Source organism: Lysobacter changpingensis (assembly GCF_017308985.1).
Taxonomy (GTDB): Bacteria; Pseudomonadota; Gammaproteobacteria; order Xanthomonadales; family Xanthomonadaceae; genus Lysobacter_J; species Lysobacter_J changpingensis.
On the sequence record NZ_JADWPE010000007.1, the window covers coordinates 71,034 to 84,631 of the forward strand.

Annotated in this window: 15 protein-coding genes; 12 read left to right on the top strand and 3 right to left on the bottom strand. The window is 69.7% G+C overall.

Annotated elements, in window-relative coordinates; translation table 11 throughout:
- Position 1: 1 nt before the first annotated feature.
- Positions 2 to 457: a hypothetical protein gene (locus tag I4U41_RS16080; RefSeq protein WP_206862192.1), complete on the bottom strand. Its 456-nt coding sequence runs from the start codon at positions 455 to 457 to the stop codon at positions 2 to 4.
- Positions 458 to 600: 143 nt separating this feature from the next.
- Between I4U41_RS16080 and cutA the strand changes: the two genes are divergently transcribed.
- From cutA to I4U41_RS16120, 8 genes are all read left to right on the top strand, one after another.
- Positions 601 to 942: a divalent-cation tolerance protein CutA gene (cutA, locus tag I4U41_RS16085; RefSeq protein ID WP_206862193.1), complete on the top strand. Its 342-nt coding sequence runs from the start codon at positions 601 to 603 to the stop codon at positions 940 to 942.
- Positions 935 to 3,367: a protein-disulfide reductase DsbD gene (locus I4U41_RS16090; protein WP_206862194.1), complete on the top strand. Its 2,433-nt coding sequence runs from the start codon at positions 935 to 937 to the stop codon at positions 3,365 to 3,367. The genes cutA and I4U41_RS16090 overlap by 8 nt, the downstream gene beginning before the upstream one ends.
- Positions 3,367 to 3,963 carry a TlpA family protein disulfide reductase gene (locus tag I4U41_RS16095; protein ID WP_206862195.1) on the top strand — a complete coding sequence of 199 codons (597 nt, stop codon included), beginning with the start codon at positions 3,367 to 3,369 and terminating at the stop codon, positions 3,961 to 3,963. Before I4U41_RS16090 ends, I4U41_RS16095 begins: the two co-directional genes overlap by 1 nt.
- Positions 3,964 to 4,093: 130 nt before the next feature.
- Positions 4,094 to 4,552, top strand: coding sequence for a type II 3-dehydroquinate dehydratase (gene aroQ / locus I4U41_RS16100; protein ID WP_206862196.1), 459 nt, complete (start codon positions 4,094 to 4,096; stop codon positions 4,550 to 4,552).
- 75 nt (positions 4,553 to 4,627) lie between these two features.
- Positions 4,628 to 5,098, top strand: coding sequence for an acetyl-CoA carboxylase biotin carboxyl carrier protein (accB, locus tag I4U41_RS16105; RefSeq protein WP_206862197.1), 471 nt, complete (start codon positions 4,628 to 4,630; stop codon positions 5,096 to 5,098).
- Between the two features lie 20 nt (positions 5,099 to 5,118).
- Positions 5,119 to 5,538 (top strand): four helix bundle protein, encoded by a 420-nt coding sequence (locus I4U41_RS16110; RefSeq protein ID WP_206862198.1) that lies wholly within the window; start codon positions 5,119 to 5,121, stop codon positions 5,536 to 5,538.
- Complete coding sequence (accC, locus tag I4U41_RS16115) at positions 5,528 to 6,895, top strand: acetyl-CoA carboxylase biotin carboxylase subunit (protein ID WP_206862199.1); 1,368 nt, start codon at positions 5,528 to 5,530, stop codon at positions 6,893 to 6,895. The genes I4U41_RS16110 and accC overlap by 11 nt, the downstream gene beginning before the upstream one ends.
- A gap of 59 nt (positions 6,896 to 6,954) precedes the next feature.
- Positions 6,955 to 7,779, top strand: a complete 825-nt coding sequence (locus I4U41_RS16120) for an energy transducer TonB (RefSeq protein ID WP_206862200.1) — start codon at positions 6,955 to 6,957, stop codon at positions 7,777 to 7,779.
- A 33-nt stretch (positions 7,780 to 7,812) separates the two neighbouring features.
- Here I4U41_RS16120 and I4U41_RS16125 read toward each other — a convergent pair whose 3' ends face one another.
- Together I4U41_RS16125 and I4U41_RS16130 are read right to left on the bottom strand one after the other, a co-directional pair.
- Complete coding sequence (locus I4U41_RS16125; RefSeq protein WP_206862201.1) at positions 7,813 to 8,232, bottom strand: hypothetical protein; 420 nt, start codon at positions 8,230 to 8,232, stop codon at positions 7,813 to 7,815.
- Complete coding sequence (locus tag I4U41_RS16130; RefSeq protein ID WP_242525298.1) at positions 8,229 to 9,200, bottom strand: hypothetical protein; 972 nt, start codon at positions 9,198 to 9,200, stop codon at positions 8,229 to 8,231. Before I4U41_RS16130 ends, I4U41_RS16125 begins: the two co-directional genes overlap by 4 nt.
- 201 nt (positions 9,201 to 9,401) lie before the next feature.
- Between I4U41_RS16130 and prmA the strand changes: the two genes are divergently transcribed.
- The 4 genes from prmA (at position 9,402) to purH (ending at position 13,460) form a co-directional block, all read left to right on the top strand.
- The gene (gene prmA, locus I4U41_RS16135) at positions 9,402 to 10,322 is read left to right on the top strand and encodes a 50S ribosomal protein L11 methyltransferase (RefSeq protein WP_206862202.1); all 921 of its coding nucleotides are present in this window, start codon (positions 9,402 to 9,404) and stop codon (positions 10,320 to 10,322) included.
- Between the two features lie 34 nt (positions 10,323 to 10,356).
- The gene (locus tag I4U41_RS16140) at positions 10,357 to 11,226 is read left to right on the top strand and encodes a DUF3426 domain-containing protein (protein ID WP_206862203.1); all 870 of its coding nucleotides are present in this window, start codon (positions 10,357 to 10,359) and stop codon (positions 11,224 to 11,226) included.
- A gap of 101 nt (positions 11,227 to 11,327) precedes the next feature.
- Positions 11,328 to 11,600: a DNA-binding transcriptional regulator Fis gene (gene fis / locus I4U41_RS16145; protein WP_206862204.1), complete on the top strand. Its 273-nt coding sequence runs from the start codon at positions 11,328 to 11,330 to the stop codon at positions 11,598 to 11,600.
- Between the two features lie 270 nt (positions 11,601 to 11,870).
- Positions 11,871 to 13,460: a bifunctional phosphoribosylaminoimidazolecarboxamide formyltransferase/IMP cyclohydrolase gene (gene purH / locus I4U41_RS16150; RefSeq protein ID WP_206862205.1), complete on the top strand. Its 1,590-nt coding sequence runs from the start codon at positions 11,871 to 11,873 to the stop codon at positions 13,458 to 13,460.
- The last annotated feature ends 138 nt before the right edge of the window (positions 13,461 to 13,598 follow it).

Here is a 13,598-nt window from a genome sequence, read left to right on the forward strand (position 1 = left end):
CTCAGCCGCCGGCCATGCGCCGGATCGCCGCGGGCGGCAGCGCCGCGCAATCGGCGGCGGGAGCGAAGGCGGCGGTCGCGGTCTCGTCGCCCTGCACGAGTTGCAGCCGCCCGGCCGTCAGTGGCGCGGCGAGCACGGCGGTCCACACCGCGCGGATCGTGCCCTGCATCGGCGGTTCGGCCTGGGGCGCGCCCTTGGCGTCGATGTAGACCAGGTCATGGCCGGACGACACCAGCGGCTCGCCGGTCTCCACGTCGATCACGCGCAGGTTCGCCGGATCGCTCCAGCAGTCCATGGCGTTCTCGCAACTCAGGTCCAGGAGCAGGCGCGGCGTCGGCGCCGCCTGCACGCAGGCGGCGCGCACGTGGATGCCGTGGGCGTCGCCGGTCTGCGCGGCGGCCTGGCTGGACAGCACCAGCGCCAGCGCGGCCGACGCAAGGAGCGAGTGCGGGGACATCGGACCTCCTCGGCCGGCTCGGGGGACGCCGGCGCCGGCAGCCTACGCCATCCTGGGGAGGCCCGCGCAAGCCCGCCGTGGAACGTTGTGGGCCGGTCCGGCACGGGCGATGGCGGCGGGCAGGCCCTACACTGGCGCCCCTCATGCCCACGCCCGCCGACCCACGCGTGCGGCTGGTGCTCAGCACCTGCCCCGACGCCCGGACCGCCGACACCCTCGCCACCGCGCTGGTCGACGAGCGCCTGGCCGCGTGCGTGAACGTGCTGCCGGGCATCCGCTCGGTGTACCGCTGGCAGGGCGCGGTCGAACGCGGCGAGGAAGTGCTGCTGCTGATCAAGACCACCGCCGACCGCCAGGACGCGCTGGTCGAGCGCCTCAAGGCGCTGCATCCCTATGAACTGCCCGAGGCGCTCGCGGTCGAAGCCGTCGGCGGCCTCGCCGCCTACCTGCACTGGGTGGCCGAACAGACACGTGACGATGACTGATCCGATCCGAACGCGCGCCGCGCGCCTGCTGTCCCTCCTGCTTCCGCTCGCGCTCGCGTTCGCCGCGATGCCCGCCGCCGCGGCCATCGACCCCGACGACCTGCTGCCGGTGGACGACGCCTTCGCGCTGCGGGCCGAAGCGCCGTCGCCGGACCGCATCGAGATCCGCTGGCGCATCGCCGACGGCTACTACCTCTATCGCCACCGCATCGCCGTGCAGGCCGACGCCAGCTTCGCCGCACAGCCGCTGCAGCTGCCCAGGGGCGACGCGCACGAGGACGAGTTCTTCGGACGGGTCGAAACCTACCGCCAGGCGCTCACCGCCGTGCTCCCCGGCCAGGCCAGCGCGCGCCAGGTGACGCTGAAGATCAAATACCAGGGCTGCGCCGACGCGGGCATCTGCTACCCGCCGCAGACGCGCAGCCTGACCATCGCCCTGCCGCAGGGCGCGACGGCGCGCGGCGATGCGAAGCCGCTGGTGAACTTCGGGCCGCGCGGCGGTGCGCCGCTGGGCGGCGGACTGCTCGGCCAGAACGCCGGCGCCGACGCGTTGCCGCTGCCGCCGGAGCAGGCGTTCGGCTTCGAGGCGATCGCCGGCGACGGCAACACGCTGCTGCTGCGCTTCACCCCCGCGAACGGCTATTACCTCTATCGCGACAAGACGACACTGAAACTCGATGCCGCCTCGACGAAGGCCGGCTTCGCGCTCGGCGCGCCGCGCTGGCCCAAAGGCGTGGCGCATCGCGACGAGCACTTCGGCGACGTCACGGTCTATTTCGACCAGATCGACGTACCGGTGCCGGTGCGGCGACGCACGGCCGACGCCGCGACGGTGCGCCTGACCGCCGGCTTCCAGGGCTGCCAGACGGACGGGATCTGCTATCCGCCGATGACGCGCACGGTGGTCGTGGCGTTGCCGAAGAGCGTGCGGCCGGTGGATTCCGCGACTGCGACGGACACCATCCCCACCTCGCCCCTCCACTTGAAGGGGAGGGAGCAAAGCGTCGTGCCCTCGAGCCGAACGGGCGCGCTGGAGACGACAGCAACCCAGCCGCAGCCGATGACCTCGCCTTCGAGGGGAGCGTCGGGCGGGGATGACGTTGCTCCGATCGCCGGCAACGCGAACAACGCCGACCAGGCCGAAGACACCCGCCTCGCCGCCGCGCTCTCCGGCCCGAACCGCTGGTGGGTGCTCGCGAGCTTCTTCGGCTTCGGCCTGCTGCTGGCGTTCACGCCGTGCGTGCTGCCGATGATCCCGATCCTCTCCGGCCTGATCGCCGGACAGGGACCGAACCTCAGCGCCGGCCGCGCACTGCTGCTCTCGTTCGTGTACGTGCTTTCCAGCGCGCTGGTATTCACCGCCGCCGGCGTCGTCGCGGGGCTCGTCGGCGCGAACCTGCAGGTGGCCTTCCAGACGCCGTGGGTGATCGTCGCCTTCGCGGTGCTGTTCGTGGTGCTCGCGCTGTCGAGCTTCGGCCTGTACGAACTGCAATTGCCGGCGGCGTTGCGCGCGAAGCTGGGCGCGATGAGCGACCGCCAGCGCGGCGGCTCCATGTTCGGCGTGGCGGCGATGGGCGCACTGTCGGCGCTGATCGTCGGCCCGTGCGTGGCCCCGCCGCTCGCCGGCGGCGTGCTCTACATCAGCCAGACCCAGGATCCGGTGTTCGGCGGCGCGGCGCTGTTCCTGCTCGCGATGGGCATGGGCGTGCCGCTGCTGGTGTTCGGCGTGGCCGCGGGCAAGGGGCTGCCGACCAGCGGCCCGTGGATGGTCGCGGTGCAGCGCGCGTTCGGCTTCGTGTTCCTCGGGCTGGCGGTGTGGATGGTGTCGCGCATCCTGCCGGCGCCGGCCACGCTGGCGCTGTGGGGCGTGCTGCTGCTCGCCGCCGCCGCGACGCTCGGCGTCGGCGTGCGCCAGTCGCGGCGCGACGGCGCACGGATCATGGGCTGGACGGCGGCGCTGGTACTCGGCCTGTTCGGTGCGGCGCAGCTGGTCGGCGCGATGGCCGGCAGCCGCGATCCGCTCAAGCCGCTCGCCGCGCTCGCGGGCGGCGTGCAGGAAGCCGAACTGCCGTTCCGCAAGATCAAGTCGACCGCCGACCTCGACCGCGAGATCGCCGCCGCGAAGGCCGCCGGCAAGCCGCTGATGCTCGACTTCTATGCCGACTGGTGCGTGGCCTGCAAGGAAATGGAGAAGTACACCTTCCCCGAGCCTTCCGTGCACCGCGCGCTGGGCGATTTCGTGCTGCTCAAGGCCGACGTCACCGCGAACGACGAGGCCGACCAGGCGCTGATGAAGCGCCTGGGCATCATCGGTCCGCCGGCCACGCTGTGGTACGTCGACGGCGCCGAGCGCCGCGAACTGCGGCTGTTCGGCTTCGAGGACGCGGAGAACTTCGTCGAACGCGCGAACCGGGTGCGTCGCTGATGGGCCCGACGGCGAAGATCCTGCTCGTCGCTGCGATCGCCGGCGCGCTGGGCGTCGCCGCCGGCCTGGTCGTGAACGGCCCGGGCCCGCTGCTGCGCACCGAAGTCGGCCAGCGCGCGCTGCAATCGGCGATGGAGGCGAGCGCGCCGAAGCCGCCGGCCGACCTGAAGGTCGCCCGCCGTGGCGAGCCCGTGCCGGCGCTCCGCCTGCCCGCGCTGGACGGCGCGACGGTCGAACTTCCCGCGGCCTATGCCGGACGGCCGGTCCTGGTGAACCTGTGGGCGAGCTGGTGCGGGCCGTGCATCGAGGAAATGCCCGAGCTCGACCGTTTCGCCGCCACCCAGGGCGCTAACGGCACGCAAGTGGTCGGCATCGCGCTGGACGATCCCGCGGCCGTGACCGACTTCCTAAGGCGCGTTCCGGTGCGCTATCCAATCCTGTTGGACGAAGCCGGGCCGCGCGATGCCGGCGTGCAGTTGGGCAATCCCAAGGGCGTCCTGCCGTATACGGCGCTGATTTCCGCTGACGGGCGCCTGATCAAGCAGAAGATCGGCCCCTTCCAGCACGGCGAAATCGATAACTGGGTCGCGGATTAGAGCGACCACTCAAACAACTGATTAAATTCCGCGAACTTCGCCGATACGGTAGCGAACGTCTGGACACCCTTCCGGGCATGGCGCACACTGCCGGCCTTCGACCTGTTCGATGCGAGTTTTTCAGCCCCTCATGGCGAAGCTGCTGCTCCTGCACGGCCCCAACCTCAACCTGCTCGGCACGCGCGAGCCGGAGGTCTACGGCCGCACCACGCTCGCCGACATCGACGCCTCGCTGCGCGAGCGCACCGAAGCCGCCGGCCACGCGTTCGAGAGCCTGCAGTCCAACGCCGAGCACGTGCTGGTCGACCGCATCCAGGCCGCGCGCACCGACGGCACCGCCTTCATCCTGATCAACCCCGCCGCCTTCACCCACACCAGCGTCGCCATCCGCGACGCGCTGGCGGCCGTGGCCCTGCCCTTCATCGAAGTCCACCTGTCCAACCCGCACCGCCGCGAACCGTTCCGGCACACCAGCTACTTCAGTGACCTGGCGGTGGGCGTGGTGTGCGGCTTCGGCGCGGACAGTTACCGATACGCACTCGACGCCGCGCTGGCGCGTTTACAGCCGGGGTCGGGGATTGGGGATTAGGGATTCGCGAAAGCGGCTCACCGACCCCGAATCCCGGATCCCGAATCTCCAATCCCGAACAACCGAGGCCCGAACATGGACCTGCGCAAAATCAAGAAGCTGATCGACCTGCTCGAGGAATCCAATCTCGCCGAGATCGAGATCAAGGAGGGCGAGGAGTCGGTCCGCCTGGCCCGCACGCCCAAGGGCGTGACCGTCGCCGCCGCCCCGATGATGGCCGCCGCCGCCGCGCCGGCGCCGGTCATGCCGATGCACGGCCCGACCGAGGCCGCCAGCGGCGGCGCGCCGAAGCCCGCCGCCGACCTGCCGCCGGGCCACATCGTCCGCGCGCCGATGGTCGGCACCTTCTACGCCTCGCCCTCGCCGGACAAGCCGGCGTTCGTGACCGTGGGCCAGGCGGTCAAGGCCGGCGACACGCTGGGCATCATCGAAGCGATGAAGATGTTCAACCCGATCGAGGCCGACGTCGCCGGCACCGTGCTCAAGGTGATGGTCGAGAACGGCCAGCCGATCGAGTTCGACCAGCCGCTGTTTGTGATCGGCTGAAGATCCGGGATTCGTGATTCGTGATTCGTGATTCGGAAAAGCGTCCGCACCAGCGCCTGGAGGTGTGGCATGACGCCATGGATCTGGTGTCTGCGGTTTATGCGTACTCCGCTGGTTTTCCTGCCGACGAACGCTTTGGCTTGACGTCGCAGGTTAGGCGCGCCGCCGTGAGCGTTCCGTCCAACATTGCCGAAGGCGCCGCACGCAAGTCGCGAAGCGAACTGCATCGCTTCCTGTCCATTGCCCGCGGATCACTTTCCGAGCTCGATACCCAACTTCAGATCGCTGTCCGATTGGAGTTCGGCGCAGTCCCCACCGAACTGGAACAAACGCTGGATCGAACGTTCGCCAAGTTGAATGCGCTGATGAAGAGCATCACCGCACGCTTGAACGAATCACCAATCACGAATCACGAATCACGGCCCTCCCATGCTCGATAAAGTCGTAATCGCCAACCGCGGTGAAATCGCGCTGCGCATCCTGCGCGCGTGCCACGCGCTGGGCATCCGCACGGTCGCGGTGCACTCCACCGTCGACCGCAACCTCAAGCACGTCGCGATGGCCGACGAATCGGTCTGCATCGGTCCGGCGCCGTCGACCGACAGTTACCTCAACATGGCGCAGATCATCGCCGCCGCCGAGGTGACCGACGCGCAGGCGATCCATCCCGGCTACGGCTTCCTGTCGGAAAACGCCGACTTCGCCGAGCGCGTGGAGCAGTCCGGCTTCATCTTCATCGGACCGAAGGCCGACACGATCCGCCTGATGGGCGACAAGGTCGAAGCCATCCGCGCGATGAAGTCCGCCGGCGTGCCGTGCGTGCCCGGCAGCGGCGGCCCGCTCGGCGACGACGCGGCGACCAACGTCAAGATCGCGCGCGAGATCGGCTATCCCGTCATCGTCAAGGCGGCCGGCGGCGGTGGCGGTCGCGGCATGCGCGTGGTGCACACCGAGGCGCACCTCACCGCGGCCATCCAGACCACGAAGTCCGAAGCGAAGGCCGCGTTCGGCAACGACATGGTCTACATGGAGAAGTTCCTGGAGAACCCGCGCCACGTGGAGATCCAGGTCCTCGCCGACGGCCAGGGCAACGCGATCCACCTGGGCGAACGCGACTGCTCGATGCAGCGCCGCCACCAGAAGGTCGTCGAGGAAGCGCCGGCGCCGGGCATCACGCCCGAGCAGCGCGCGGAGATCGGCAAGGTCTGCGTGGAAGCCTGCCTGCGCATCGGCTATCGCGGCGCCGGCACGTTCGAGTTCCTCTACGAGAACGGCCGCTTCTACTTCATCGAGATGAACACCCGCATCCAGGTGGAGCATCCGGTCACCGAGATGGTCACCGGCATCGACCTGGTGCGCGAGCAGCTGATGATCGCCGCCGGCCACAAGCTCTCGATCAGGCAGAGCGACATCGTGCTGGAAGGCCACGCGATCGAGTGCCGCATCAACGCCGAGGATCCGGAAACCTTCATGCCGTTCCCCGGACTGATCCAGCACTTCCACGCCCCGGGCGGCCCGGGCGTGCGCGTGGACAGCCACATCTATGAAGGCTATCGCGTGCCGCCGAACTACGACTCGATGATCGGCAAGCTGATCGTGCACGGGCCCGATCGCGAAACGGCCATCGCGCGCATGCGCGTGGCGCTGAGCGAGATGGTGGTGGACGGCATCAAGACCAACATCCCGCTGCAGCAGCGGATCATGTCCGACGCCGGTTTCCAGCAGGGCGGCATGAACATCCACTACCTGGAGAAGCGCCTGAAGGAACAGAAGGAAAAGGCGCTCTCGATCGTGTGACCGAAACCGCGGCGAAAGCCGCGGTTTTTTTTTCGACCCGCTTTCGTTGGGGACACTGCATGACCACGCGACTGCTCATCGCCCTCGTGATCGGAATGGCCTCCACGCAGGCCACCGCGGCGCCGAAGGACGGCGGCGCGAAACCTTCGACCGGCTGGCTGCAGGTGGAATCGGCCGGCGCCGACGCGGACGTCGTCGCGCGGCTGTATCGCGAACAGCTGCTGGGCTGGTACCGCAACAGCGGCACGATGGACGAGGCCGAGCTGGCGCTGCTGGCCGATGCGGATTACTTCGCGTTCCGCCCCGACCTCACCAGCTTCTCGATCGACCAGGGCGAGTCCGCCGGGCAATGGACCTTCGATCCGCCGCAGCAGGGCCGCTGGCCGACGAACGCGGTGCAGGTGATCGACCGGTCGGATGCATCGACCTACCGAATCGTCGCCCGCGTGCATTGCGATCCGGCCGCGGCGTCCTGCCGCAAGCTGCGCACCACCACCGCGGCCATGTCGCCGCCGGAGCCGGCCACCGCCGACGAGAGCGCGTCCTACGCCGCATGGCGGCAGCTGATCGAACACGAAGCCTGCACGCCCGCGCCGAAGTCGATGGCCGCGCCGCGTTATCCCGCGTCGCTCGCGCGCGGCGGCGAAGGCGGAAGCGTCGAGCTGCGCCTGCTGGTGAACCCGTGCGGGGAAGTGCGTGCGGTGCGCCTGAGCGGATCCTCGGGCCAACCGCTGCTGGATCAATCGGCGATCGACGTCGCCTGGGGATGGCGCATCCAGTCCGAACGGCAGCCGAAGGGTGCGATGGTGCGCGTGCCGGTGGATTTCGTGCCGCCGCAGCTCGACGCCGCGTCCACCGGGCGCATCGACCGGTCGTCGCGCTGAACCCGCGCGTGCCCCGACCGGGGGCGCGATGGTTCAGCGCGTGACGGACTGCGATGCGTCGGCCGTGGCGTCGTTCGCGGCGGGCCGGGCCTTGCTCTGCGTGCCGGCGATGGGATGCACGCCGCTGCCGGATGATGCGCTGACGACCATCACGTACTCGCTGGAACCGTCGGGCCACACGACCTTGAAGGTGCTGCCCGGCGGCAGCGTCGAGAACGGCGCGCCGCTGCTGGCGCGATACACCGCCGCGACCTGCGCCGCGCCCGACACCCGCATCTCGTCGGAGGAACCCACCGTCGTCACCGCGACCTGCGAAAGATGGCGGTACTCGTCGGCGAGCACGTCGATCATCACCCCGGCCGCGCCCACCGAATAGGTCGCGAACAGCAGCACCCAGAAATAGCGGCGGAACTTGCCGGCCAGAGGCCGCTTGTTGATAGGAAGGTTGTTCATTTCAGTTCCCTCTTCCCGCCCATGAGCGAGTCGACCATGTCATTGATGACGTCCACGCCCTGGCGCGGGACCGCGGCGTCGAAAACGAAGCGTTCGAAATCCTGTCCGGGCACGCTCGAGCAGATGCCGCCGTTCGCGCAGTACGAGGTCATCAGCGCGCTCTCGGACGTGCAGTCCATGCCGAGCCGGCATGCGGCCAGTTGCCAGGCCAGTTCGGAGAACTGCGTGCCGGCGACTTCACCGGTGTATTCGACCTTGCCGCTCGCGGCGATGCCCATTGCCGGAGCGAGCGCGGAATAGGCTTCCGGATCCTCGGATTCCTGCACGCGATCGACGAGCTCGCGCTTGTATTCGGGCGTGTCCTGCAACGGTTCGCCGGCCGCCATCAGCGACGCCTCGGCGGCGACGCTGCCGGCTTCGGCGGCTTCCACGCGCTTGAGCACGATCATGCGCGGCGTCAGTTCGTCCTGCGGCACGAAGCGCGCGCAGCGGCGGCTGACGCGTTCGCGCGCGGCGACCATCGCCGCCGAACCGCGCATGCCCATCTCGCCGATCACGCGCGTGTCGCGATCGAACGCCGCCGGCGCCATCGCGAAACCGGAGCAGTATTCGTACACGCGGCTGACCATCCAGATCGCGTCGGCGTCGCGCTCGCGCACGGCGGGCTCCAGCGATTGCGCATAGGCGTACAGATCGTCGGCGGTGTCGAAGCGCTCGCGGATCGAGGAGGCGCGCACGGCGGTGCCGATGGCCGGCGCCGGAATCGCGTCGGGACGCGCGCGATCGGCCGACGGGGCGTGCGCGTGTTCGGGCAGGCGCGCATCCACCGCGGTGGCGATCGCGACGCGTTCGACGCTCGTGTGATCCCCGCCCTGCACCCACGCCGCCACCGAGGCGACGACGAGCAGCGCCAACGTCGCCCAGGCGAGCGTGCGGGTGCTCGGCCACGAAGGCGATCGTCCTCTCATCCCGGTTTGCAGGGTATCGGCCATGGGCGTGGGGTCGCCGGCGGGCGGCGGCGTCGCGCCATTCTAGGCCAAACCGGGCAAACCGCCGTGGACAGTCGCCTGAACGCGCGATCCGGCCTCGCGGGCCGTGACCCACGCCCGCTTTACGCCGCCCCCGCCACGGCCCACCATGGCCGCCCGTCGTTCCCCGCCGTGCCTGCCATGCCGTTCCTCGAACTCACCCTGCCGTGCACCGAAGCCCAGCAGCCGCGCTACGAGCGCGCGCTGGAAAGCGTCGGCGCCCTGGCCGTCACGCTGGCCGACGCCCACGCCGACGCGCCCGACGAACAGGCGATCTTCGAGCCCGGCGTCGGCGAGCAGCCGCTGTGGAACGAGCTGGTGCTGACGGCGCTGTTCGAGGCCGGCACCGCACCGGAACTGCTGCTGTACGCGCTCGATGCCGCCGACGACGGCCTGGACTGGTCGCGCGCGGGTTTCCGCGAGGTCGCGGACCAGGACTGGGAACGCGCCTGGATGGACCAGTACGAGCCGCTGCGTTTCGGCCGTCGCACCTGGATCGTGCCGTGGAACCACGACCTCCCCGAAGGCGCCGATGCGCCCGACGCCGCGGTCGTCCGGCTCGATCCCGGTCTCGCCTTCGGCTCGGGCACGCACCCGACCACCGCGCTGTGCCTGCAATGGCTGGACGAGCTGGCCGACGAGGGCGTGCTGCAGGGCCGGCGCGTGCTCGATTTCGGCTGCGGCTCGGGCATCCTCGCGCTCGCCGCGCTGAAGCTCGGCGCGGCGCAGGCGGTCGGCGTGGACAACGATCCGCAGGCGCTCACCGCCACCGACGACAACGCGCAGCGCAACGGCGTGGCCGATCGGCTGGTCGCGTACTCGCCGCAGGGCGAGCCGGTGGAAACCTATCCGGTCGTGGTCGCGAACATCCTCGCCTCGGCGCTGGTGTCGCTCGCCGACACGCTGTCCGCGCGCGTTGCGCCGGGCGGTCGCATCGCGATGTCGGGCATCCTCGCCGGGCAGGAAGACGAGGTCATCGAACGTTACCGCGCCGACTTCGAACAGCTCCAGGCCACGCGCATGGAAGACTGGATGCGCGTCACAGGCGTGCGCCGCCGATGACATCGGTGCGCGGCGGCATGCTTGAATAGCCGCCATGTTCGTTCCCTGCCCGCATTGCGGTTTCCTGGTCGCGCTCATCGTCCGCCCGGACGGTGCGCCGCAACGCTGCCCGCGTTGCGACGGCCTGGTGCAGGAGTCCGATGACGCGGCTGCGGACAGCGCCGTCGAGCAACCCGACACGACACCGGCACAACTCGTCTCACCCGACGAAGCGGCGCCGACGGTTGCCGATGCAACCGATGCGGTCGGCACCATCGCGCCGATCGGAACGGCCGCGCCGATCGAGACCTCCGAACCCGCACCCGCGCCGAGTTACGAAGACGCCATCGCCGCGGCCACCGTCGGCGGCACGCCGGCGCGCGGCGGCAAGCGCGCCGCGCGTCCGCGTCGCAAGGGCGCGCCGAGTTTCGCGCGCCACGCCGTGCAGCACACGTCCGCGCGCACGCACTGGGGCTGGTATGCGGGCATCGCCGTGCTGGCGGTGTTGTTCGTACTGCAACTGCTGCTGGCTCAGCGGCATGAACTCGCCGCCGATCCGCGCTGGCGACCGTTCGTCGCAGGCGTCTGCGGCGTGTTGCGCTGCGAGGTGCCGGCGTGGCGCGAGCCGGCCGCTTTCACGATGCTCCAGCGCAGCGTGCGACCGCAGACCGGCGCGGCCGGCGTGCTCGCGGTCGATGCGAGTTTCCGCAACGATGCGCGCTGGCCGCAGCCCTGGCCGACACTGGTGTTGAGTCTGTCGGACGTGGATGGCCGTCCCGTCGGCGTCCGCGCGTTCGCTCCGCAGGAATATCGCGCCGCTCACCGTCCCGACGACCGGTTGTTGCCCGGACAGAGCGCGAACGTGACGTTCCAGGTCGTGGAACCGGCACCGCGCATCGTTGCGTTTACCTTCGATTTCCGCTGAGCCGCCGCGATCATTGGCGCCTGCGACAGGCGCACGCTAGACTCGCCCTTCCGTCGCCCCTGCACCGGGCCAGGGTCGACGCGATGACTGGGGATTTCCGTTTGAACGCCGCAACCGACCGCACCGACACCGCACGACCCGCTCCGCGCGTGCCGCTGCGGGACCACGTCGCCACGTCGATCCGTCGCTACCTGGGCGATCTGGACGGTCACGGCACCGAGAACCTCTACGAGATCGCGCTGCGCGAACTCGAGATCCCGCTGTTCGTCGAAGTGCTGCAGCACTGCGACGGCAACCAGAGCCGCGCCGCATCGATGCTCGGCATCCATCGCGCCACATTGCGCAAGAAGCTGCGCGAGTACGGGCTCGACTAAGCGCGTTCAAGCGCGTCCGTGCGAACGCATTCGCGTTCGTCCAGCACGTCGGACCTCATCCGGGCAAACGCCGCCTCCGTGCTTTTGTAGCCCGGGTAAGCGCAGCGCACCCGGGTTGGCGCATCGCGAAGCATTGCGCGAAACGCATCCGGCACGCTTCCCCGGGTGCGCTGCGCTTACCCGGGCTACGAAGGCGGCGGTTGACGGCCCGAGGTCCCGGCCACCCCACCCCCGTATAATTCCCGGCTCCCCGCCGCACGTTCCGAGCCCATGACTTCCGAACTCCTGTCCGGCCCGCCGGTCACCGTCCGCCGCGCCCTGCTGTCCGTGTCCGACAAGACCGGCCTGATCGAACTGGCCCGCGCCCTGCATGCGCTCGACGTGGAACTGCTCTCCACCGGCGGCACCGCGAAGGCGATCCGCGACGCCGGCCTGCCGGTGAAGGACGTCAGCGATATCACCGGCTTCCCCGAGATGATGGACGGCCGCGTCAAGACGCTGCACCCGATCGTGCACGGCGGCCTGCTCGGCCGCGCCGGCATCGACGACGCGGTGATGGCGCAGCACGGCATCGGCGCGATCGACCTGCTGGTGCTGAACCTGTATCCGTTCGAGAAGGTGTCGGCGAATCCCGACTCCACGCTCGAGGAGATCATCGAGAACATCGATATCGGCGGCCCGGCGATGCTGCGTTCGGCGGCGAAGAACTTCGCGCGCGTGGCGGTGGCGACCGATCCGGCGCAGTACGACGCGCTGCTCGCCGAGCTCAACGGCAACGGCGGCGCGATCTCCGGCAGGACGCGCTTCGCGCTGTCGGTCGCCGCATTCAACCGCGTCGCGCAGTACGACGCGCGCATCAGCGACCATCTGTCGTCGATCAACGTCGAGGATGGTTCGCGCGCAGCGTTCTCCGCGCAGGCGAACGGCAGCTTCGTGAAGGTGATGGACCTGCGCTACGGCGAGAATCCGCACCAGGCCGGCGCGTTCTACCGCGACCTGTGGCCGGTGCCGGGCACGCTGGCGACGTTCACCCAGCTGCAGGGCAAGGAGCTGAGCTACAACAACCTCGCCGACGCCGACGCCGCGTGGGAATGCGTGCGTCAGTTCGAGCGCCCGGCGTGCGTGATCGTCAAGCACGCCAACCCGTGCGGCGTGGCCGAAGGCGTGGCTTGCGGCGATGCGTACGAGCTCGCCTACGCGACCGACCCGACCTCCGCGTTCGGCGGCATCATCGCGTTCAACAAGACGCTGGATGCGGCCACCGCGAAGGCCATCCTCGATCGCCAGTTCGTCGAGGTGCTGATCGCCCCGGATTACGAGGAAGCCGCGCTCGACTACGCGCGCAAGAAGGCGAACGTGCGCGTGCTGCGCATTCCGCACGGCGAGGGCCGCAACAACGTCGACGTGAAGCGCGTGGGCTCGGGCCTGCTGATGCAGACCGCCGACATCCGCGAAGTCACGCGCGAGGAGCTGAAGGTCGTCACGAAGATCGCGCCGACCAAGGAGCAGCTGGACGACCTGTTGTTCGCGTGGCGCGTGGCGAAGTTCGTGAAGTCCAACGCGATCGTCTATGCGAAGGACCACCGCACCATCGGTGTCGGCGCAGGCCAGATGAGCCGGGTGTATTCGGCGCGCATCGCCGGCATCAAGGCGAACGACGCGGGCCTGATCGTGCCGGGTTCCGTGATGGCGTCGGACGCGTTCTTCCCGTTCCGCGACGGCATCGACGCGGCGGCGGAGGCCGGCATCAAGGCCGTGATCCAGCCGGGCGGTTCGATGCGCGACAGCGAAGTCATCGCCGCCGCCGACGAACACGGCCTGGCGATGGTGTTCACGGGCGTGCGGCACTTCCGCCACTGAGTCCTGCGGATTCGCCCCTGCAGCCCGGGCAAGCGAAGCGCACCCGGGTTGCATGCCGGCCTCCTCCCCGGGTGCGCTTCGCTTGCCCGGGCTACAAACGCGCGCCGAACGACCGCGGGGCCGACCTCATCGCCACCA